We start from the raw sequence: 20,247 nt of genomic DNA, 5'->3' as shown, positions 1-20,247 counted from the left end.
TTGACGGGGGTAGCGTCCGCCGCATGCCGAAACGCACGCGCTTCACGATCTGGAGACCGTTCGTCATCGCGGTCGTCGGGGCCCTGGCGGCCGCCTTCCTCGGCCCGGTCGCGGCCCAGGCGGCCGGGACAGCCCCGCGCGAGAGCAGGCCGGTCTACTCCTACGCCGACGCCATCCGCGAGGCCGTCTGGGTGGACACCGGCCTCGACTCCGACGGCGACGGGAGGACCGACCGGGTCGCCGCCGACATCGTCCGGCCCGCCGAACCCGCCGCGCAGGGGCGCAAGGTGCCGGTCATCATGGACGCCAGCCCGTACTACTCGTGCTGCGGACGCGGCAACGAGAGCCAGCTCAAGACGTACGACGCCGCCGGGAACGTCGTCCGGATGCCGCTGTTCTACGACAACTACTTCGTGCCCCGCGGCTACGCCGTCGTCGGCGTCGACCTGGCCGGCACCAACCGCTCCGACGGCTGTGTCGACGTCGGCGGCCGCTCGGACATCCAGTCCGCGAAGGCCGTCGTCGACTGGCTGAACGGCCGCGCCAAGGCGTACAGCAGCCGCACCGGCGGCACCGCCGTCAAGGCCGGCTGGACCAACGGCAGGACCGGCATGATCGGCAAGAGCTGGGACGGCACCATCGCCAACGGCGTCGCCGCCACCGGCGTCAAGGGTCTGAAGACGATCGTCCCGATCAGCGCCATCTCCTCCTGGTACGACTACTACTTCGCCCAGGGCGCCCCGCTCTACGACTCCGGGCCCGACTGGCTGGCCGGCGCGGTGGAGAGCGACGACGCCTACGCCAGGTGCGGTGCCGTCCAGCAGAAACTGGTCGACGGCGCGCCGCGCACCGGCGACTGGACCGGTCTGTGGACCGAACGGGACTACGTCAGGGACGCCGCCAAGGTACGCGCCAGCGTGTTCCTCGTGCACGGCATGCAGGACCTCAACGTCCGCACCAAGAACTTCGGCCAGTGGTGGGACGCCCTCGCCAAGAACGGCGTCGAGCGCAAGATCTGGCTCTCCCAGACCGGGCACGTCGACCCCTTCGACTACCGGCGCGGAGCCTGGGTCGACACCCTGCACCGCTGGTTCGACCATGAACTCCTCGGCTACGACAACGGCATCGACCGCGAGCCGATGGCCGACGTCGAACGGCACCCCGACCAGTGGGTGACCTCCGCCGTCTGGCCGCCGCGCGGCACCGCGGCCACCACCCTGCGTCCCGCCGCCGGGGCCCGGGCGGGCGTGGGCATTCTCGGCCTCAGCCAAAAGACCGGCACCGAGACGTTCACCGACGACCCGACGCGGAGCGAGACCGACTGGGCGGCCCAGATCGCCACCCCGACCGCGGACAAGGCCGGCTTCCTCACCGCGCCGCTCAGCCGCGACCTGCGCCTGTCCGGCTCCTCCGAGGTCACGGTCACCGCCACCCCCACCACCTCGACGGCCCACCTGACCGCCGTCCTGGTCGACCTCGGCCCCGACACCATCCGGGACTACGCCGACGCCGCCGAGGGCATCACCACGCTCACCGACCGCACCTGCTGGGGCGAGAGCACGGCCGGCGACAGCGCCTGCTTCCTGAGGACCGCGGCCAGGACCAAGGCCGTCGACTTCACGGTCCTCAGCCGTGGCTGGGCCGACCTCGGCACCTACGCCGACCCCGGCAAGGGCGTCCCGCTCACCCCGGGCCGGACGTACACGATCACCCTCGACCTGGCCGCCACCGACCACGTCGTGCCCAAGGGGCACCGGCTGGCGCTGATCGTCGCGGGCACGGACAAGGACCTCATCGATCCGCCGTCCACGACGCCGACGCTCACCCTGGACCTGTCCCGCACCGCGGCCCGGGTCCCGCTCGTCGGGGGAGCGGCCGCGTTCGCCCGCGCCACCTCCGCGCGCTGGACCGCCCCCGGGACGGGCGACCTGACCGGAGTGCGCGCCCCGCGTACCGTGCGGCGGGTCCCCGCGAGCTGACCGCTCAGGCGGCCGGGCCCGGATCCACCAGCCCGGCCGCCTGACGTGCGCAGCCCCAGGCCACCGTGACCCCGGCCCCGCCGTGCCCGTAGTTGTGCACCAGCAGGCGTCCGTCCGGCAGGAGTTCACGTTCCAGCCGTACCGCGTCCCGGTACGGGCGCAGCCCTACCCGGTGCCCCAGCACCCGGGCCCCGGCGATCTCCGGCCGTACCGCCGCGCACCGCGCCACGATCCCGGCCGCGATGTCCGGATCGGGCTCCAGGGACCAGGCGTCCTCGTGCGCCGTGCCCCCGAGCAGCAGTCCTCCCGGCTGTGGGAAGAAGTAGGCCGAGACACTTCCTTCGGCCCCTCCTCCAGGTCCTGCCGCGGTCTTCTCGGCAGAGGTGTACCAGGTGGTGATGCCCGGGTTCTCCACCACGACCAGCTGCCCGCGCACCGGACGCACCGCCGGATCGGGAACCAGCGAACGGGCCCCCAGCCCGCTGCAGTTCACCACCACCGCCGACCGCACCTCGCCCAGCCCGCGCACCACCCGTTCCTCGACCGTCCCGCCCGCCTCCTCCAACCGCTGCCGCAGCCACCCGAGATGGACCGGCATGTCGATCAACGGCAGCCGCGCCGAGAGACCTTCAGATGTGTCGGCCAGCGGCACCCGGGCCGCCCACGGCCCCAGCCCGTCCAGCCGCAGCCCGGCGTGTACACCCTCGACCAGGCGTACGCCCGTCCGCGCGGACCGCGCCGCCAAGTCCTCGTACACGGTGAGGGATTCGAGCGCCCAGTCACCGACCAGCCGCTCCGGCTCGATCCGGTACGGCCACCACAGCGCACCCGCGACCGCCGAGGTCGTGCGCTCGCCGGACTCCCGTGCCCAGACCCGCACCCGGTGCCCGCTCTCCGCCAGCACCACCGCCGTGGTCAGCCCGACGACCCCGCCGCCGACCACGATCACTTCGTCACTCAGCCCTCGGTCCATGCCGGGACGCTAGCCGAATATGTCATGCCGCGCTCAGATCATCCCGTTCTGGGGATACTCACAGCATGTGTGCCGCATACGCGACCTTCGGCCTGGCCCCGGCGATGCGCGCCGGCGGCGTCCGCGCCGACGGCGGTTACCAGGTCCACCGGGACTTCGTGGACTTCGTCGTCGACGGGTCCCCGCTGCTGTTCCAGCTCTCCGACCTGGACGCCGTCTCCCCGCTCGCCTCCGACGTGCCGCCCGCGATCTTCACCGCCCAGGTCCGCGGCCTGCTGCTGGAGTCCGAGGCGCCGCTGCCCGGTGCACGGTACGTCATCTACGGCTGCCCCGACTGCGAGGACCTGGGCTGCGGCGCGGTCACCGCGGTCATCGAGCGGGACGGCGACGACTACGTCTGGCGGGACTTCGCCTGGCAGACCGACGAACACGCCGACCTGGAACTCAACGGCTACCCCGGCATCGGCCCGTTCCGCTTCCCCGGCCCCGAGTACCGCAGGGCCCTCGGTGCCCTCCTGGAGGACCCCGGACCCCCGCCCGGTCGCCGGGTCCTGCTGATCGGCGCGCGAGTCGCCCTGCTCGCCAAGCTGGCCGCGGCCCTGCGCACCATCGGCATCGGCGCCGACATCACCCGAGACGCCGAGGGCGTCCTGGCCGAGGAACTCCGCGGCTACGGTGCCGTGGCCTTCGGCCCCACGGTGGGCGAGGCCGAGCGGGCCGCCGTACGCGGGGCGTTCGACCGGGCCGGCGCGGAAGCCGCCTACGTCGACGGGTTCGCCCCGATCGTCCCCGTCCTCGTCGCCCAGATCGAACACGCCCTGGACCACAGCGCACTCCCGCAGCGCCGGCTGACCCGCCTGGTCGCCGCCGACGGCACGGCCGGCATCGAGGTCACCTCGCCGTGCCGGGTCCGGCTCACCGCCTACCGCCTGGACCGGCTCTCCCGCCTGCGCGCCCAGGACCTCTTCGACGGAGTCCTGGAACCCGGCAGCCACCGCATCCCGCTCGACGGTCAGGCGGCCAAGGACGGCGTCTACGTCGTGGCCCGGACCTCCGGCAGCGTGCTGGTGGCGGCGGTGACGCGCTGACCGGCGGCGAGAGGGGGCTGAAGGCGGGCTCCCGGGCGCATTAGGATCGGCCTTCTGATGACTGCCACCCTCGTCGCCAAGAACCTCGCCGCCGGGCACGGCGACCGCTCCCTCTTCTCCGGGCTCGACCTCGTCGTCGCGCCGGGGGACGTGATCGGTCTGGTCGGTGCCAACGGCGCGGGCAAGTCCACCCTGCTGCGGCTGCTCGCCGGCCTCACCGCCCCCGAGGAGGGCGAACTGCGGCTCTCCCCGCCGACCGCGGCCGTCGGCCATCTGCCCCAGGAGCCGGAGCGCCGGCCGGGCGAGACCGTGCGCGCCTTCCTCGCCCGCCGCACCGGCGTCGCCGAGGCACAGCGGGTGATGGACGAGGCCACCCAGGCCCTGGTCGACGGGGCGCCGGGGGCCGACGACGCGTACGCCACCGCGCTGGAGCGCTGGCTCGGCCTCGGCGGCGCGGACCTGGAGGAGCGGGCCGAGGAGGTCACCGACTCCCTGGGCCTGGCCGTCGGACTCGACCAGCCGATGACCTCCCTCTCCGGCGGCCAGGCCGCTCGCGCGGGCCTCGCCTCCCTGCTCCTGTCCCGCTACGACGTCTTCCTGCTCGACGAGCCGACCAACGACCTCGACCTGGACGGTCTCGAGCGGCTGGAACGCTTCGTGACCGGCCTGCGCGCCGGCACGGTCGTCGTCAGCCACGACCGCGAGTTCCTCACCCGCACGGTCACCAAGGTCCTCGAACTCGATCTCGCCCAGCGGCAGGTCAACCTCTACGGCGGCGGCTACGACGCCTACCTGGAGGAACGCGAGACGGCCCGCCGGCACGCCCGCGACGACTACGAGGAGTACGCCGACAAGAAGAGCGCCCTCCAGGACCGCGCGCAGATGCAGCGCTCCTGGATGGACAAGGGCGTCAAGAACGCCCGGCGCAAGGCGAACAACGACAACGACAAGATCGGCCGCAAGTTCCGCAGCGAGGCCAGCGAGAAGCAGGCCGCCAAGGCCCGCCAGACCCAGCGCATGATCGAACGCCTGGACGTGGTCGAGGAGCCGCGCAAGGAGTGGGAGCTGCGCATGGAGATCGCGGCGGCCCCGCGCTCCGGTTCGGTGGTGGCCACCCTGCGGGACGCGGAGGTACGGCTCGGGGACTTCGCCTTCGGACCGGTGTCCCTGCAGATCGACTGGGCCGACCGGGTCGCGGTGACCGGCGCGAACGGGGCCGGCAAGTCGACGCTGCTCGGCGCGCTGCTGGGCCGGGTGCCACTGGAGGCGGGGCACGCCGCGCTCGGCTCCGGGGTCCTGGTCGGCGAGGTCGACCAGGCCCGCAAGCTCTTCCACGGCACCGAGGCCCTGCTGGACGCCTTCTGCGCGGCCGTCCCGGACACCGAGCCGGCGGAAGTCCGCACCCTGCTGGCCAAGTTCGGCCTCAGACAGGACCACGTCCTGCGCTCGGCGGCCACCTTGTCGCCGGGGGAACGGACTCGGGCCGCGCTGGCGCTGCTCCAGGGCCGGGGCGTCAACCTCCTCGTCCTGGACGAGCCGACGAACCACCTCGACCTGCCCGCGATCGAACAACTGGAGTCCGCCCTCGACGCCTACGAGGGCACCCTCCTCCTGGTCACCCACGACCGCCGCATGCTGGACGCGGTCCATGTGACCCGCCGCCTTGAGGTCGCGGCGGGCAAACTGACCGAACTCGGCCGGTAAGGGGGCGGGAACCGCGCGACCGTCGACGACGGACCCGCGGTTCCCCACGACCTCCCATGGGCGGAGTCAGTGCTTGCCCTTCTTGCCGCCGTCGAGCAGCCCGGCCCGGCGCAGAGCGTCGGCCATCGCGCTGTTGGCGGGCGCAGGCGCCTGACGCGCACCGCCGCCCTGGCCCTGGCCGCCACGGCCGCCGCCCTGCTGCCGCTGCTGCGGCGGACGTCCGCCGCGCTGTCGCCGTTCGCCGCCCTCGCCCTGCCGGCCACCGCCGCCCTGAGGCGCCGCCTCGTCGTCCAGCCGCAGCGTCAGCGAGATCCGCTTGCGCGGGACGTCCACGTCGAGGACCTTCACCTTGACGATGTCGCCCGGCTTGACCACGTCCCGCGGGTCCTTGACGAAGGTCTTCGACAGCGCGGAGACGTGCGCCAGACCGTCCTGGTGGACGCCGATGTCGATGAACGCGCCGAACGCCGCCACGTTCGTGACGACCCCCTCCAGGATCATGCCGGAGGACAGGTCGGAGATCTTCTCGACGCCCTCCCTGAACGTGGCCGTCTTGAAGGCGGGACGCGGGTCGCGACCGGGCTTCTCCAGCTCCTTGAGGATGTCGGTGACGGTCGGCAGACCGAACGTCTCGTCCACGAAGTCGCCCGGCCGCAGCGAGCGCAGCACACCGGTGTTGCCGATGAGCGCGGCCACCTCCTGCTGCGAGGCCTTCACCATGCGCCGTACGACGGGGTACGCCTCGGGGTGGACGCTCGACGAGTCCAGCGGGTCGTCGCCGCCGCGGATGCGCAGGAAGCCCGCGCACTGCTCGTACGCCTTCGGGCCGAGCCGCGCCACGTTCTTCAGCTGGCCCCGGGAGGTGAACGGCCCGTTGGTGTCCCGGTGGGCCACGATGTTCTCGGCGAGCCCGGAGGTGATGCCGGAGACCCGGGACAGCAGCGGGGCCGACGCGGTGTTCACGTCGACGCCCACGCCGTTCACACAGTCCTCCACCACCGCGTCCAGCGACCGCGACAGCTTCACCTCGGACAGGTCGTGCTGGTACTGGCCGACACCGATCGACTTCGGGTCGATCTTGACCAGCTCGGCGAGCGGGTCCTGGAGCCGGCGGGCGATGGAGACGGCGCCGCGCAGCGACACGTCCATGCCGGGCAGCTCCTGGGAGGCGAACGCGGACGCCGAGTACACGGACGCGCCCGCCTCCGACACCATCACCTTGGTGAGATTCAGCTCCGGGTGCCGGGTGATGAGTTCACCGGCGAGCTTGTCGGTCTCGCGGGACGCCGTGCCGTTGCCGATCGCGATCAGCTCGACCGTGTGCTCGGTGGCGAGACGGGCGAGCTTGGCGACCGCCTCGTCCCACTTGTTCGCCGGCACGTGCGGGTAGATGACGTCGGTGGCGACGACCTTGCCGGTGGCGTCGACGACGGCGACCTTCACACCGGTACGGAAACCGGGGTCCAGGCCCAGCGTCGCGCGCGTGCCGGCCGGAGCGGCGAGCAGCAGGTCGCGCAGGTTCGCGGCGAAGACGTCCACCGCCTCGTCCTCGGCGGCCGTACGCAGCCGCAGCCGCAGATCGATGCCGAGGTGGACCAGCAGGCGGGTGCGCCAGGCCCAGCGGACCGTGTCGATGAGCCACTTGTCGGCCGCCCGGCCCCGGTCGGCGATCGCGAACCGGTGGGCGACGATGCCCTCGTACGACGAGGGCCCCTCGGTCGGCTCCTCCGGCTCCAGGACGAGGTCGAGGACCTCCTCCTTCTCGCCGCGCAGCATCGCCAGGATCCGGTGCGAGGGCAGCTCGGTGAACGGCTCGGCGAAGTCGAAGTAGTCGGCGAACTTGGCGCCCGCCTCCTCCTTGCCCTCCCGTACCTTCGCGGCGAGCCGGCCACGCACCCACATGCGCTCGCGCAGCTCACCGATGAGGTCGGCGTCCTCCGAGAACCGCTCGGTGAGGATCGCCCGGGCACCCTCCAGGGCCGCCTGCGGATCGGCGACGCCCTTGTCGGCGTCCACGAACGCGGCGGCGGCGGCCAGCGGTTCCACCGTCGGATCGCCCAGCAGTCCCTCGGCCAGCGGCTCCAGGCCGGCCTCCCGCGCGATCTGTGCCTTGGTCCGCCGCTTCGGTTTGTACGGCAGGTAGATGTCCTCCAGCCGCGCCTTGGTCTCGGCGCCGCGGATCCGCGCCTCCAGCTCCTCGGTGAGCTTGCCCTGCTCGCGCACCGACTCCAGGATCGCCGTCCGGCGCTCCTCCAGCTCCCGCAGATAGCGCAGCCGCTCCTCGAGCGTGCGCAGCTGCGCGTCGTCGAGCATCTCGGTCGCTTCCTTGCGGTAGCGGGCGATGAAGGGCACCGTCGAACCGCCGTCGAGCAGCTCCACGGCAGCCTTGACCTGCCGCTCCCGTACGCCGAGCTCCTCGGCGATCCTGCCTTCGATGGACCCTGGAACCAGGGACCCGGGTGTCGTCACGATCCCGTACCGCCTTCTCCACTGAGGTTGCGCGGCAATTGTGGCAGGTGACACCGACAACCGGGCCGCAGGGCACCGTTCCGCGACACGAAGTCACCGCGAGGGGGGTCAGCCGACCGCTTTCACCCCTTGCCGACCAGATCGGCCGGAAAGGCGCCCGCGGCGAGGGCCGCCCCCGCGAACCCCCTGGCCAGCTCGGTCAGCCGGGCCACGTCGTCGCTCCCCAGGTGTTCGTAGGGCGCCCGGTCCAGCCGGTCCGTCTCCGACTCGATCTCCGCCCGCAGGGCGGTCCCCGCCTCGGTCAGCTCGCCCGCCGTGTCGAGCAGCCCGCGCTCCCGCAGCCGCCGTACCGCCGCGTCCCAGTCGTCCTGACTCCACCCCCGTGTGGCCAGCACCCATTTCGGGGCCATGCCCTTGCCGGTCGCGGTGTGGGTCACCACCGCCTCCAGCCCGTCGAGCCCGGCCGAGATCAGCACCGCGAGGTGCCCGTCACCGCGGTGCTCGCGCAGCAGCGTGGTCGCGTGCCAGTAGGCGAGGTGGGGCTCCTCGGGCACCGGCAGATCCGCGTGCGCCGCGTAGAGCGGGCGGCCGGAGCGGGAACACGCCTCGGCGGCGCGCAGCGCGAGCCGCGCGGCCTCGGCCATCTCGGCGCAGGCCACCGTGTCGGCGCCGAGCAGCCGTCGCATGGAGGCGTCGACGGCACGCGCGCGTGCGGCGAGCACGTCGCCCGGCGAGGCGGTCTGCCAGACGGCCGGGACGTGCCGGGCGACCAGTTCGTACTTGTAGTTGTAGAACGTGGCCGTCACCGTGCCGGGCCCGACCGGCCCCAACGCGGCAGCCCGCACCGCGAAGTTGACGGCCCGCGGGTGGGTCACCCCGAGCGCGGCCAGTTCCTCGGCCAGCTCGGGACTGAAGAAGTGGGTCGCGTGCAGGGAATTGAGCAGGGTGTGACAGCGGCGGCCGGCGCGCGGCTCCAGGACGGCAGTGGTCATGGCGAGCACGTTACCGACTGGTCGGTACGGACTCCAGTGCCGTGCGTGTCCTGACGGTACGGCCTTCGGCCCGCGCCGGCAGGAAAGGCGGGAAATCCGTTGTCGCGGCCATCGCGGCCATCGCGGGGAACCGGTCGTCGCCGACGGCGGGTACGTCACCGCGGCCGGGCGGCTCGGGATCGAGTACGACCCGCTTCATCCTCGGCCGGGGACGGCCCAGCTGAACCGCGGCCGGCGGCGCTCCAGGAACGCGGCGACGCCCTCGGCGGTGTCGCCACTGCCCCGCGCCTGCTCCGTCCAGTGGCCGTCGCGGTCGGTACGGCCGTTGACGAACTCCTTCGCCGCCGCCTGCGTCAGCTGGGAGCGCGCGGTCAGGATCCGGGTGAACTCGGCCACCCGCCCGGTCAGTTCGCCCACGGGCAGCACCTCGTCGACCAGGCCGGTGCGCAGCGCCCGCTCGGTGTCGATCAACTCGCCGGAGTACAGCAGGTACTTGGTGGCCGCGGGGCCGACCAGGGCCACCAGACGGCGGGTGGAGGAGGCCGGGTAGACGATCCCGAGCTTGGCCGGGGTCACGCCGAAGAGGGCGCCCTCCTCGGCGAACCGCAGATCGCAGGCCGCGGCGAGCTGCGAGCCGCCGCCGACGCAGTGGCCGCGGACCGCGGCGAGGGTCGGCTTGGGGAACGCGGCGAGTGCCTCCTCGGCGGCGCAGGCGAGGAACTGCGCCTCGGCGGGAGAGCCCTGGAGGGTGGAGATGTCGGCACCGGCGCAGAAGGTTCCGCCCGCGCCGGTCAGCACCAGGGCCCGGACGCCCGGGTCGGCCGACAGCTCGTCCAGGAGGGGCGGCAGGGCTCGCCACATCGCCGCGGTCATCGCGTTGCGTTTGACCGGGTTGTGGATGACCACCGTGGCCACGGCGCCGGTGACCTGGTGGGAGAGGTGGGGCTCCATGGGCGGGATGCTATCGGCGTGACGGTGCCGGGAAGCGGCGCGGCCCCGCCCCAGGTGTTGCAGTACAACCGTAATAGTGCGCGAAGTCGACTTTACTGGGACAGGAACGGTCTCTCGACCGACCTTGTCGTGCGTCGATGGTCAGAAGCGTTCGATAGTCGCTGACTTGTGTTCAGTCATCCGGAGCGGAGGGCGTCGTTACCAACACTCGTCGTGTGGTGACAATCGAGCGCGAGGGTGGCGACCGGACCATGGAGAACCACGGGCGCGGGCACGACCCGCGTCCAGAGGGAGGCGGCCCTCCGCCGCCGGATCCGCTGCCGTACGAAGGAGTCTGGCGGTTCACCGCCGCCGCCGTGGACGCCTCGGTCCCGCAGGCGCGGCGCGCCGTACGGGACCTGCTCCAGCGCCAGGGCGTCCCGGTCTCGGAGGACCTGGTGTACGGGCTGTTGCTGATCGTCTCCGAGCTGGTCACCAACGCGGTCAAGCACGCGGCGCTGCTGTCGCCGGTGCTCGCCGTCGAGGTCGCCGTCGGCGCCGAGTGGGTGCGGGTGTCGGTGGAGGACAACCACCCCTACCGCCCGACCGCCCTGGAGGCCGACCACGGGCAGACCGGCGGCCGGGGGCTGCTGCTGGTGCGGGAGGTGGCCAGGGAGGCGGGCGGAGTCGTGGACGTGGAGCACACGTCGAGCGGCGGCAAGGTGATCTGGGCCGCCCTGCCGCTCAAACCCGCGGCGTTGCCGTGAGGCCGCTCACCATCCCGCGGACGGGCCCGTCAGCTCCCTGATCGCCGGACGGGCCGCGTCCAGCACCGTCATGAACCACGCCGAGAAGGGGTCCCGGGTGTGCCGCTCGGTCAGCTCGGCGGCCGTCACGAACGCGGTCTCCCCGACCTCTTCGGGGTCCGCCGCGAGCGGTGCCTGCACCATGCCGACGAACAGGTGGTTGTACTCCTGCTCCACGAGTCCGGAGGCCGGGTCCGGGTGGTTGTAGCGGACCGTGCCCGCCTCGCCGAGCAGCGAGGGGGAGACCCCCAGCTCCTCGAAGGTGCGGCGGGCCGCCGCCGCGAACGGGGCCTCGCCGGGGTAGGGGTGGCCGCAGCACGTGTTGGACCACACGCCCGGGGAGTGGTACTTGCCCAGCGCCCGCTGCTGGAGCAGGAGTCTGCCCTGCTCGTCGAAGAGGAAGACGGAGAACGCCCGGTGCAGCTGCCCGGGTGGCTGATGCGCGGCCAGCTTCTCCGCGGTCCCGATGGTCACACCCTTCTCGTCGACGAGTTCAAGCAAGATCGCGTCCGTTGTGCCCTTCGACGTGCTGTGCGTCGCGGTGGCAGGTGTGATCGGCATACCCATCCTTCGCCTCGGTCTTCGTACCAAGTCTGCCGTACGAATCCGACACTCCCGGCACTTCCCGGCACGGGCACGCCGGAAGAGGGACCCGGTAGTTGATCGTGCCCTACGCGTGCGGACGGGAACCGCCCGGGGGTCTCGAACACCAGGACGCCGGGGGAGTGCGGACCGATGCGTTCCCTGCGTTCCGGCGGCCCGGGCGGACCGCGGCGCGGTCAGTGGCAGAGCCGGGCCTCGTGCTGCGCGTGCCCGACCGGCTCCAGCTGGAAGGTGCAGTGCTCCACGTCGAAGTGATGGCCGAGACAGCCCTGCAGTTCGTGCAGCATCTTCTCGTGGCCGATGGCGTTCAGCACGTCCGAGCGGACCACCACGTGCGCCGACAGCACCGGCATCCCCGAGGTGATCGTCCAGGCGTGCAGATCGTGGACGTCCTGCACGCCGTCCAGCGCGAGGATGTGCGACCGCACCTCGGCCATGTCCACGTCCTTGGGTGCCGACTCCAGCAGGACGTCCAGGGTCTCGCGCAGCAGTTTCACCGTCCTCGGCACGATCATCAGTCCGATGAGCAGCGAGGCGATCGGGTCCGCCGCCTGCCAGCCGGTGGTCAGGATCACCACGGCCGAGATCAGCACCGCCAGCGAGCCCAGCGCGTCGGCCGCCACCTCCAGGAAGGCGCCGCGCACGTTCAGGCTCTCCTGCTGGCCGCGCACCAGCAGGGTGAGCGAGATCATGTTGGCGACCAGGCCGATCAGACCGAACACGATCATCACGCGGGCCTCGGTGTCCGCGGGCGTCAGGAACCGCTGGACCGCCTCGTACAGCACGTAGCCGCCGACACCGAGCAGCAGCAGACAGTTGGCCAGGGCGGCCAGGATCTCGGCGCGGGCGTAGCCGAAGGTGCGGTTGGTGCTCGCCGGGCGGTTGGCGAAGTGGATCGCCAGCAGGGCCATGCCCAGGCCCAGGGCGTCGGTCGCCATGTGGGCCGCGTCCGCGATCAGCGCGAGCGAGTCGGCCAGCAGGCCGCCGAAGATCTCGACCACCATCACCCCGAGGGTGATGGCGAGCGCCACCCGCAGCCGCCCGCGGTAGGCCGCCGCGGCCGTGCCGGTGGTCGGCGCGTGGGCGTGCGTGTGACCGTGGTCATGCCCTGCCCCCATGGGATACGCCTCCTCTGTTCCGCCGGGGATCACAGTGAACTACGGGTGGGGGGTATCCGGCAACGCGACGGTGAACACCGTTGTCATGTGCCCTGACCTGCGGAAACGAATCCCAGGTCAGGGCACCCTCAGTCACCCGTCATGAACGGGCGCTCACCCCGGGTCGCCGCCGGACTCTCCTCGGTGCCGCAGTGCCCCATGTCCTCAATGCCCGTTCTGTGAGCACGGTTTGTGAGCCGGGGCCGGGATCACGGATGATGATCTCGGCAAAGGCCGGGGCAGAGCGGGTCGTCCGTGCCGTGAACGGCCGGTGAACAAGCAGTCCGCACCATCCGATAGCCTCTGCCGAATGCCGCCCGGGGGCAACCAGGCACACCACGCCCCACCACGCAGGAGAAACCGGCGTCCGTCGCCGGCACACCAGGGAGTGAGTTCGGTTGCCGACCGCCATCGTCACCGGCCAGCCGGTCCCCGGATCGTCGTTGGAGAGCGATCTGCGGGCGCTCGGCTTCGAGGTGTCCACGGCCCCGGACAGCGCCGGCACCGCGGCCCTCCTCGCGGCCGTGCCCGCCGACCGGCGGGTCGCCGTCGTCGACGCCCGCTTCGTCGGCCATCCGCACGCCCTGCGCCTCGGCCTCACCGACCCGCGCTTCCCGCTCGCCGCGATACCCGGCGCCGTCACCGCCCAGCCGGCCGGCCGCCAGGCGCTGACCTCGGCACTGGCCCGGGAGGCCGCGGCCGGCGGCGGTACCGACCTCGCCGTCGACGGCCTCGTCACCGCCCTGGACGCCGACGTGCACCGCCCCGAGCTGGGCAGTCTCGTCGCCGCCGTCCCCGCCGACCCGCAGGCCCGCAACGAGGCACGGCAGGCCGTCGCCGCCGTCGACGACGAGGCCGTACGCCTGAAGTCCGCGGTGAAGTCCCGGGACGGCTTCTTCACCACCTTCTTCATCAGCCCGTACTCCCGCTACCTCGCCCGCTGGTGCGCCCGGCGCGGACTGACCCCCAACCAGGTCACCACCGCCTCCCTGCTCACCGCCCTGATCGCGGCGGGCTGCGCGGCCACCGGCACCCGGGCCGGGTTCGTCGCGGCGGGCGTACTGCTGATCGCGTCCTTCGTCCTGGACTGCACCGACGGCCAGCTGGCCCGCTACTCCCTGCAGTACTCCACGCTCGGCGCCTGGCTGGACGCCACCTTCGACCGGGCCAAGGAGTACGCCTACTACGCGGGCCTCGCCCTCGGCGCGGCCCGGGGCGGCGGCCACGACGATGTCTGGGCCCTCGCGCTCGGCGCGATGATCCTGCAGACCTGCCGGCACGTCGTCGACTTCTCGTTCAACGAGGCGAACCACGACGCCACCGCCAACACCAGTCCCACCGCGGCCCTCTCCGACCGGCTCGACAGCGTCGGCTGGACGGTCTGGGTGCGCCGGATGATAGTCCTGCCCATCGGCGAACGATGGGCTCTCATAGCCGTGCTGACCGCGGCGACGACGCCGCGGATCACCTTCTGCGTGCTGCTCGTGGGCTGCGCCCTCGCCGCGACCTACACCACGGCCGGGCGCGTGCTGCGCTCGCTGACCCGCAAGGCCAGGCGGACCGACCGGGCCGCCCGGGCGCTGGCCGACCTCGCCGACAACGGCCCGCTCGCCGGATTCGCCTCCCGCGTGCTGCCCGCCCGGCTCGGCTCCCCGCTCCTGGTGGCGCTCGCCGGAGTGGCGGTTCTCACCGTCTCCCTCTTCTCGGGCGTGACCTGGGCGCCGGTCGCGGGTGCCGTCGTCTACGCGCTGGCCTCCGGCCAGGCCCTGGCCCGCCCGCTCAAGGGCGCCCTCGACTGGCTGGTCCCGCCCCTGTTCCGGGCCGCCGAGTACGGCACCGTCCTCGTCCTCGCAGGCAAATCCGGGGTGAACGGAACCCTTCCCGCGGCTTTCGGCCTGGTGGCCGCCGTCGCCTACCATCACTACGACACGGTGTACCGCATCCGCGGCGACGCCGGGGCGCCGCCGGCCTGGCTGGTCCGCGCCATCGGGGGGCAGGAAGGGCGAACGCTGCTGGTCACCGTGGTGGCCGCGGTACTCACCGCCACGCAGTTCGAGGTCGCGCTCACGGTCCTGGCCGTGGCCGTGGCCGGGCTGGTGCTCGTCGAGAGCATCCGCTTCTGGGCGTCCGCAGGGGCGCCCGCCGTACACGATGAAGGAGAACCCGCATGATCGGCCTCGTGCTGGCGGCCGGCGCCGGACGGCGTCTGCGCCCCTACACCGACAGCCTGCCCAAGGCGCTGGTGCCGGTGGGGCCCGCCGGGATAGAGGACTCGATCACGGTGCTCGACCTGACCCTCGGCAACTTCGCCGAGATCGGCCTGACCGAGGTCGCGATCATCGTCGGCTACCGCAAGGAGGCCGTGTACGAGCGCAAGGCGGCCCTGGAGGCGAAGTACGGCCTCGAGCTCACCCTCATCGACAACGACAAGGCCGAGGAGTGGAACAACGCCTACTCCCTGTGGTGCGGCCGTGACGCCCTCAAGGACGGCGTGATCCTCGCCAACGGCGACACCGTCCACCCGGTCTCCGTCGAGAAGACGCTGCTCGCCGCCCGCGGCGAGGGCAAGAAGATCATCCTGGCGCTGGACACGGTCAAGGACCTCGCCGACGAGGAGATGAAGGTCGTCGTCGGCGCCGACCAGGGCATGACGAAGATCACCAAGCTGATGGACCCGGCCGAGGCCACCGGCGAGTACATCGGCGTCACCCTCATCGAGGGCGACGCGGCGCCCGAGCTCGCCGACGCGCTGAAGACGGTCTGGGAGAGCGACCCGCAGCAGTTCTACGAGCACGGCTACCAGGAGCTGGTCAACCGCGGCTTCCGCATCGACGTCGCGCCCATCGGCGACGTCCGGTGGGTCGAGATCGACAACCACGACGATCTCGCCAGGGGACGGGAGATCGCATGCCAGTACTGACCAGGCTGATCCCCTCGCCGGTCGTCGTCGACATCCGCCCGGGTGCCCTCGACGACCTGGCCGGCGTGCTCGCCGACGAACGCATCTCGCACTCCGGCCGTCTCGCCGTCGCCGTCAGCGGCGGCTCCGGCGCGAGGCTGCGCGAGCGAATCTCGCCGAGCCTGCCCGGCGCCACCTGGTACGAGGTCGGCGGCGGCACCCTCGACGACGCGATCCGGCTGGCCGGCGAGATCAAGGCGGGCCGCTACGACGCGGTCGTCGGCCTCGGCGGCGGCAAGATCATCGACTGTGCCAAGTTCGCGGCCGCGCGGGTGGGACTGCCCCTGGTCGCCGTGCCGACGAACCTCGCGCACGACGGCCTGTGCTCGCCGGTCGCCACCCTCGACAACGACGCGGGCCGCGGCTCCTACGGCGTGCCGAACCCGATCGCGGTCGTCATCGACCTCGACGTCATCCGGGAGGCCCCGGCGCGCTTCGTGCGCTCGGGCATCGGCGACGCCGTCTCCAACATCTCGGCGATCGCGGACTGGGAGCTGTCCCACCGCGTCACCGGCGAGAAGATCGACGGTCTGGCGGCCGCCATGGCCCGGCAGGCCGGTGAGGCGGTGCTGCGCCACCCCGGCGGCATCGGGGAGAACGACTTCCTCCAGGTGCTCGCCGAGGCGTTGGTGCTCAGCGGTATCGCCATGTCGGTGTCGGGCGACTCCCGCCCGTCCTCCGGCGCCTGTCACGAGATCAACCACGCCTTCGACCTGCTGTTCCCGAGGCGTGCCGCCAGTCATGGCGAGCAGTGCGGGCTCGGTGCGGCCTTCGCGATGTATCTGCGCGGAGCCCACGAGGAGTCCGCGTTCATGGCCGATGTGCTGCGCCGGCACGGACTGCCGGTGCTGCCGGAGGAGATCGGCTTCACCGTGGACGAGTTCATCCGGGTCGTCGAGTTCGCCCCGGAGACCCGGCCCGGCCGCTACACCATCCTCGAACACCTCGACCTCAAGACCCACCAGATCAAGGACTTCTACGTCGACTATGTCAAGGCCATCGGTAGCTGAACTCCGTCCGGTCGTCCACCCCGCAGGGGTCAAGGACCGGCGCAGCGGTGAGCACTGGATGGGGCGCCTCTATATGCGCGAGGTGTCCCTGCGGGTCGACCGCTACCTGGTGAACACCAGGGTCACGCCCAACCAGCTCACGTACCTGATGACCGTCTTCGGCGTGCTCGCGGCCCCGGCCCTGCTGGTGCCGGGGATCACGGGCGCCGTGCTCGGCGTGGTCTGCGTCCAGATGTACCTGCTCCTGGACTGCGTCGACGGCGAGGTCGCGCGCTGGAAGCAGCAGTACTCGCTGGGCGGGGTCTATCTCGACCGGGTGGGCGCGTACCTGACCGACGCGGCCGTCCTGGTCGGCCTCGGGCTGCGCGCCGCCGACCTGTTCGGCAGCGGCCGTATCGACTGGCTGTGGGCCTTCCTCGGCACCCTGGCCGCGCTGGGCGCCATCCTGATCAAGGCCGAGACCGACCTGGTCGGCGTCGCCCGGCATCAGGCCGGGCTGCCGGTGGTCAAGGAGGCGGCCGCCGAGATGCGTTCCTCCGGCATGGCGCTGGCCCGCCGGGCCGCCGCCCTGCTCCGGTTCCACCGGCTGATCCTCGGCATCGAGGCCTCGCTGCTGATCCTGGCCCTGGCGATCGTGGACCACGTCCGCGGCGACCTCTTCTTCACCCGGCTGGGCACCGCCGTGCTCGCCGGCATCGCGCTCCTGCAGACCCTGCTGCACCTGGTCTCGGTCCTCGCGTCGAGCAGGCTGCGGTGAGCGCCGGGCTGAAGGTCGGCGCGGTCGTCATCACCATGGGCAACCGCCCCGACGAACTGCGTGCCCTCCTCGACTCGGTCGCCAAGCAGGACGGCGACCGGGTCGAGGTCGTCGTCGTCGGCAACGGCTCGCCGGTCCCGGACGTCCCGGACGGCGTCCGCACCATGGAGCTGCCGGAAAACCTGGGCATCCCCGGCGGCCGCAACGTCGGTATAGAGGCCTTCGGCCCGAGCGGCCGCGATGTCGACATACTGCTCTTCCTGGACGACGACGGCCTGCTCGCCGAGCACGACACCGCCGAGCTGTGCCGGCAGGCCTTCGCGGCCGACCAGCGGCTCGGCATCATCAGCTTCCGCATCGCCGACCCGGAGACCGGGCAGACCCAGCGCCGGCACGTGCCCAGGCTCCGGGCCGCCGACCCGATGCGCTCCTCGCGGGTCACCACCTTCCTGGGCGGCGCCAACGCCGTCCGCACCCAGGTCCTCGCCGAGGTCGGCGGCCTGCCGGACGAGTTCTTCTACGCCCATGAGGAGACCGACCTGGCCTGGCGGGCGCTGGACGCGGGCTGGATGATCGACTACCGCTCCGACATGGTCCTCAACCACCCCACCACCGCCCCCTCCCGGCACGCGGTCTACCACCGGATGGTCGCCCGCAACCGGGTGTGGCTCGCGCGGCGCAACCTGCCCGCCCCGCTGGTCCCCGTCTACCTCGGGGTGTGGATGCTGCTGACCCTGGTGCGGCGCCCCTCGCGCCCGGCCCTGCACGCCTGGTTCGCCGGCTTCCGGGAGGGCTGGACCACCCCGTGCGGACCCCGTCGGCCCATGCGGTGGCGCACCGTGTGGAAGCTCACGCGACTGGGCCGGCCTCCGGTGATCTGAGAAGCTCGAAGGTGCGTGTCCGCGTTCCCGGGGGTGTCCGGCGCGCGGACAGCCCCGGGAACGTGTCCCATGGCGGATACGTGTCACCTCCGGTAGCACAATTCCGTAAGACGCACGTAAGACGAATCCGAGGACGAAGGCTTCCACCCTTGAGTGAGACAACGCATGACGTCGGAATCGCGGTGAGCGCGGTGCCGTCGCCCGACGAGGGCCTGACGGCGGGGCAGCTGGCCGCCAGGTACGGGCTCACGGTGAGCGGTGCACGTCCCTCGCTCGTCGAGTACGTACGCCAGCTCTGGGGACGCCGGCACTTCGTCCTCGCCTTCTCCCAGGCGAAGCTCACCGCCCAGTACAGCCAGGCCAAGCTCGGCCAGGTCTGGCAGGTGGCCACACCGCTGCTGAACGCGGCCGTGTACTACTTCATCTTCGGCGTCATCCTGCACGCCAGCCGCGGGATGTCCCAGGACATATACATCCCGTTCCTGGTCACGGGCGTCTTCACGTTCACCTTCACGCAGAGCTCGATCATGACCGGCGTGCGCGCGATCTCCGGCAACCTCGGCCTGGTGCGGGCGCTGCACTTCCCGCGTGCCGCGCTGCCGGTCTCCTTCGCGCTCCAGCAGCTCCAGCAGCTGTTGTTCTCGATGATCGTCATGATCGCCGTGGTGATCGGCTTCGGTACCACCCCGGGCCTGTCCTGGCTGCTGGTCCTGCCGACCCTGGTGCTGCTGTTCCTCTTCAACACCGGCCTGGCGATGATCGTGGCCAGGCTGGGCGCCAAGACGCCGGACCTGGCCCAGCTGATGCCGTTCGTGCTGCGCACCTGGATGTACACGTCCGGTGTCATGTTCTCCATCAGCAAGATGATGGAACACCGGCCGGAGTGGGCGCGCCTGCTCCTCCAGGTGAACCCCGCGGCCGTCTTCATGGACCTGATGCGCTTCGCGCTCATCGACGGCTACGGCTCCGAGAACCTCCCGCCGCACGTCTGGGCCGTCGCCCTGGCCTGGGCGCTGGTCGTCTTCGCGGGCGGTTTCGTGTACTTCTGGAAGGCGGAGGAGCGGTACGGTCGTGGCTGAGCTGAACGACACGGAGCAGCAGGGGGCGCGGATCCCCACCGTCATCGCGGAGGACGTGCACATCGTCTACCGCGTCAACGGCGCCAGGTCCGGCAAGGGCAGCGCGACGGCCGCCCTGAGCCGCATCGTCAAGCGCGGCTCCGACGACGCGGCGCGCGGCGTCCGCAAGGTGCACGCCGTGCGCGGGGTGTCCTTCGTCGCCTACCGGGGCGAGGCGATCGGCCTGATCGGCTCCAACGGGTCCGGCAAGTCGACCCTGCTGCGGGCCATCGCCGGCCTGCTGCCCGCGGAGAAGGGCAGGGTCTACACCAACGGCCAGCCCTCGCTGCTCGGCGTCAACGCCGCCCTGATGAACGACCTCACCGGCGAGCGGAACGTCATCCTGGGCGGCCTCGCCATGGGCATGTCCCGGGAGCAGATCAGGGAGCGCTACCAGGAGATCGTCGACTTCTCCGGCATCAACGAGAAGGGCGACTTCATCACGCTGCCCATGCGCACCTACTCCTCCGGCATGGCGGCCCGGCTGCGGTTCTCCATCGCCGCCGCCAAGGACCACGACGTCCTCATGATCGACGAGGCGCTGGCCACCGGTGACGCCGCGTTCCGCAAGCGGTCCGAGGCCCGGATCCGCGAGCTGCGCGAGCACGCCGGCACCGTGTTCCTGGTCAGTCACAACAACAAGTCGATCCGGGACACCTGCGACCGGGTCCTGTGGCTGGAGCGCGGTGAGCTGCGCATGGACGGTCCGACCGAAGAGGTGCTCAAGGAGTACGAGAAGTTCACGGGCAAGTAGCCCTGCGTTCCCCGGGCCCCGCCGGAACCTTTCCGGCGGGGCCCGGCGTCTGCAAAGGAAACGTCAA

General features: G+C 71.9%; 17 protein-coding genes. 11 read left to right on the top strand and 6 right to left on the bottom strand.

Features of this window, described 5'->3' with window-relative positions; all coding sequences use genetic code 11:
• The first annotated feature begins 23 nt into the window (after window positions 1-23).
• Window positions 24-1,979, top strand: coding sequence for a Xaa-Pro dipeptidyl-peptidase (locus ACFXI4_RS32175; RefSeq protein WP_384997517.1), 1,956 nt, complete (start codon window positions 24-26; stop codon window positions 1,977-1,979).
• 4 nt (window positions 1,980-1,983) lie between these two features.
• Here ACFXI4_RS32175 and ACFXI4_RS32170 read toward each other — a convergent pair whose 3' ends face one another.
• Window positions 1,984-2,952, bottom strand: coding sequence for an FAD-dependent oxidoreductase (locus ACFXI4_RS32170; protein WP_384997515.1), 969 nt, complete (start codon window positions 2,950-2,952; stop codon window positions 1,984-1,986).
• Window positions 2,953-3,017: 65 nt separating this feature from the next.
• Between ACFXI4_RS32170 and ACFXI4_RS32165 the strand changes: the two genes are divergently transcribed.
• A complete protein-coding gene (locus tag ACFXI4_RS32165; RefSeq protein WP_384997513.1) occupies window positions 3,018-4,040 on the top strand; it encodes an oxidoreductase in 1,023 nt (340 codons plus the stop codon).
• A gap of 57 nt (window positions 4,041-4,097) precedes the next feature.
• On the top strand, window positions 4,098-5,744 hold the full coding sequence (locus ACFXI4_RS32160) for an ABC-F family ATP-binding cassette domain-containing protein (RefSeq protein WP_384997511.1): 1,647 nt from the start codon (window positions 4,098-4,100) through the stop codon (window positions 5,742-5,744).
• Window positions 5,745-5,810: 66 nt separating this feature from the next.
• Here ACFXI4_RS32160 and ACFXI4_RS32155 read toward each other — a convergent pair whose 3' ends face one another.
• From ACFXI4_RS32155 to ACFXI4_RS32145, 3 genes are all read right to left on the bottom strand, one after another.
• Window positions 5,811-8,213: a Tex family protein gene (locus ACFXI4_RS32155; protein ID WP_384997509.1), complete on the bottom strand. Its 2,403-nt coding sequence runs from the start codon at window positions 8,211-8,213 to the stop codon at window positions 5,811-5,813.
• A gap of 122 nt (window positions 8,214-8,335) precedes the next feature.
• On the bottom strand, window positions 8,336-9,205 hold the full coding sequence (locus tag ACFXI4_RS32150; protein WP_384997507.1) for a hypothetical protein: 870 nt from the start codon (window positions 9,203-9,205) through the stop codon (window positions 8,336-8,338).
• A gap of 195 nt (window positions 9,206-9,400) precedes the next feature.
• Entirely contained in the window at window positions 9,401-10,156 is a 756-nt protein-coding gene (locus ACFXI4_RS32145) for an enoyl-CoA hydratase/isomerase family protein (protein ID WP_384997505.1), read from the bottom strand.
• A gap of 251 nt (window positions 10,157-10,407) precedes the next feature.
• On the opposite strand from ACFXI4_RS32145, the gene ACFXI4_RS32140 reads away from it, so the two are divergent.
• Window positions 10,408-10,902, top strand: a complete 495-nt coding sequence (locus ACFXI4_RS32140) for an ATP-binding protein (RefSeq protein WP_362730986.1) — start codon at window positions 10,408-10,410, stop codon at window positions 10,900-10,902.
• Window positions 10,903-10,908: 6 nt separating this feature from the next.
• Here the strand turns inward: ACFXI4_RS32140 and idi are convergent, their stop codons facing one another.
• Both idi and ACFXI4_RS32130 read right to left on the bottom strand, forming a co-directional pair.
• Window positions 10,909-11,502, bottom strand: a complete 594-nt coding sequence (idi, locus tag ACFXI4_RS32135) for an isopentenyl-diphosphate Delta-isomerase (RefSeq protein WP_384997503.1) — start codon at window positions 11,500-11,502, stop codon at window positions 10,909-10,911.
• A 218-nt stretch (window positions 11,503-11,720) separates the two neighbouring features.
• Complete coding sequence (locus tag ACFXI4_RS32130) at window positions 11,721-12,662, bottom strand: cation diffusion facilitator family transporter (RefSeq protein WP_384997501.1); 942 nt, start codon at window positions 12,660-12,662, stop codon at window positions 11,721-11,723.
• A 437-nt stretch (window positions 12,663-13,099) separates the two neighbouring features.
• On the opposite strand from ACFXI4_RS32130, the gene ACFXI4_RS32125 reads away from it, so the two are divergent.
• From ACFXI4_RS32125 to ACFXI4_RS32095, 7 genes are all read left to right on the top strand, one after another.
• The gene (locus ACFXI4_RS32125; protein WP_384997499.1) at window positions 13,100-14,872 is read left to right on the top strand and encodes a DUF5941 domain-containing protein; all 1,773 of its coding nucleotides are present in this window, start codon (window positions 13,100-13,102) and stop codon (window positions 14,870-14,872) included.
• Window positions 14,869-15,621 (top strand): sugar phosphate nucleotidyltransferase, encoded by a 753-nt coding sequence (locus ACFXI4_RS32120; protein ID WP_384997497.1) that lies wholly within the window; start codon window positions 14,869-14,871, stop codon window positions 15,619-15,621. The genes ACFXI4_RS32125 and ACFXI4_RS32120 overlap by 4 nt, the downstream gene beginning before the upstream one ends.
• The gene (locus tag ACFXI4_RS32115; RefSeq protein WP_384997495.1) at window positions 15,609-16,670 is read left to right on the top strand and encodes an iron-containing alcohol dehydrogenase family protein; all 1,062 of its coding nucleotides are present in this window, start codon (window positions 15,609-15,611) and stop codon (window positions 16,668-16,670) included. The genes ACFXI4_RS32120 and ACFXI4_RS32115 overlap by 13 nt, the downstream gene beginning before the upstream one ends.
• Window positions 16,648-17,427: a CDP-alcohol phosphatidyltransferase family protein gene (locus ACFXI4_RS32110; protein WP_362729448.1), complete on the top strand. Its 780-nt coding sequence runs from the start codon at window positions 16,648-16,650 to the stop codon at window positions 17,425-17,427. The genes ACFXI4_RS32115 and ACFXI4_RS32110 overlap by 23 nt, the downstream gene beginning before the upstream one ends.
• Before the next feature lie 8 nt (window positions 17,428-17,435).
• Window positions 17,436-18,308, top strand: coding sequence for a glycosyltransferase family 2 protein (locus ACFXI4_RS32105; protein ID WP_384997602.1), 873 nt, complete (start codon window positions 17,436-17,438; stop codon window positions 18,306-18,308).
• A gap of 149 nt (window positions 18,309-18,457) precedes the next feature.
• Window positions 18,458-19,387 (top strand): ABC transporter permease, encoded by a 930-nt coding sequence (locus ACFXI4_RS32100; protein WP_384997493.1) that lies wholly within the window; start codon window positions 18,458-18,460, stop codon window positions 19,385-19,387.
• On the top strand, window positions 19,380-20,180 hold the full coding sequence (locus ACFXI4_RS32095) for an ABC transporter ATP-binding protein (RefSeq protein ID WP_362718677.1): 801 nt from the start codon (window positions 19,380-19,382) through the stop codon (window positions 20,178-20,180). Before ACFXI4_RS32100 ends, ACFXI4_RS32095 begins: the two co-directional genes overlap by 8 nt.
• Window positions 20,181-20,247 lie beyond the last annotated feature (67 nt).

It is taken from the genome of Streptomyces sp. NPDC059224, from assembly GCF_042754285.1.
Classification (GTDB): domain Bacteria; phylum Actinomycetota; class Actinomycetes; order Streptomycetales; family Streptomycetaceae; genus Streptomyces.
This window is presented reverse-complemented; position numbering and strand designations above follow the sequence as displayed.

Coding starts and splice junctions, on each gene's coding strand:
- ACFXI4_RS32120 (WP_384997497.1), top strand. CDS start 14,869: ATGATCGGCCTCGTGCTGGCGGCCGGCGCCGGACGGCGTCTGCGCCCC.
- ACFXI4_RS32145 (WP_384997505.1), bottom strand. CDS start 10,156: ATGGAGCCCCACCTCTCCCACCAGGTCACCGGCGCCGTGGCCACGGTG.
- ACFXI4_RS32150 (WP_384997507.1), bottom strand. CDS start 9,205: ATGACCACTGCCGTCCTGGAGCCGCGCGCCGGCCGCCGCTGTCACACC.
- ACFXI4_RS32160 (WP_384997511.1), top strand. CDS start 4,098: ATGACTGCCACCCTCGTCGCCAAGAACCTCGCCGCCGGGCACGGCGAC.
- ACFXI4_RS32115 (WP_384997495.1), top strand. CDS start 15,609: ATGCCAGTACTGACCAGGCTGATCCCCTCGCCGGTCGTCGTCGACATC.
- ACFXI4_RS32110 (WP_362729448.1), top strand. CDS start 16,648: ATGTCAAGGCCATCGGTAGCTGAACTCCGTCCGGTCGTCCACCCCGCA.
- ACFXI4_RS32140 (WP_362730986.1), top strand. CDS start 10,408: ATGGAGAACCACGGGCGCGGGCACGACCCGCGTCCAGAGGGAGGCGGC.
- ACFXI4_RS32130 (WP_384997501.1), bottom strand. CDS start 12,662: ATGGGGGCAGGGCATGACCACGGTCACACGCACGCCCACGCGCCGACC.
- idi (WP_384997503.1), bottom strand. CDS start 11,502: ATGCCGATCACACCTGCCACCGCGACGCACAGCACGTCGAAGGGCACA.
- ACFXI4_RS32165 (WP_384997513.1), top strand. CDS start 3,018: ATGTGTGCCGCATACGCGACCTTCGGCCTGGCCCCGGCGATGCGCGCC.
- ACFXI4_RS32175 (WP_384997517.1), top strand. CDS start 24: ATGCCGAAACGCACGCGCTTCACGATCTGGAGACCGTTCGTCATCGCG.
- ACFXI4_RS32170 (WP_384997515.1), bottom strand. CDS start 2,952: ATGGACCGAGGGCTGAGTGACGAAGTGATCGTGGTCGGCGGCGGGGTC.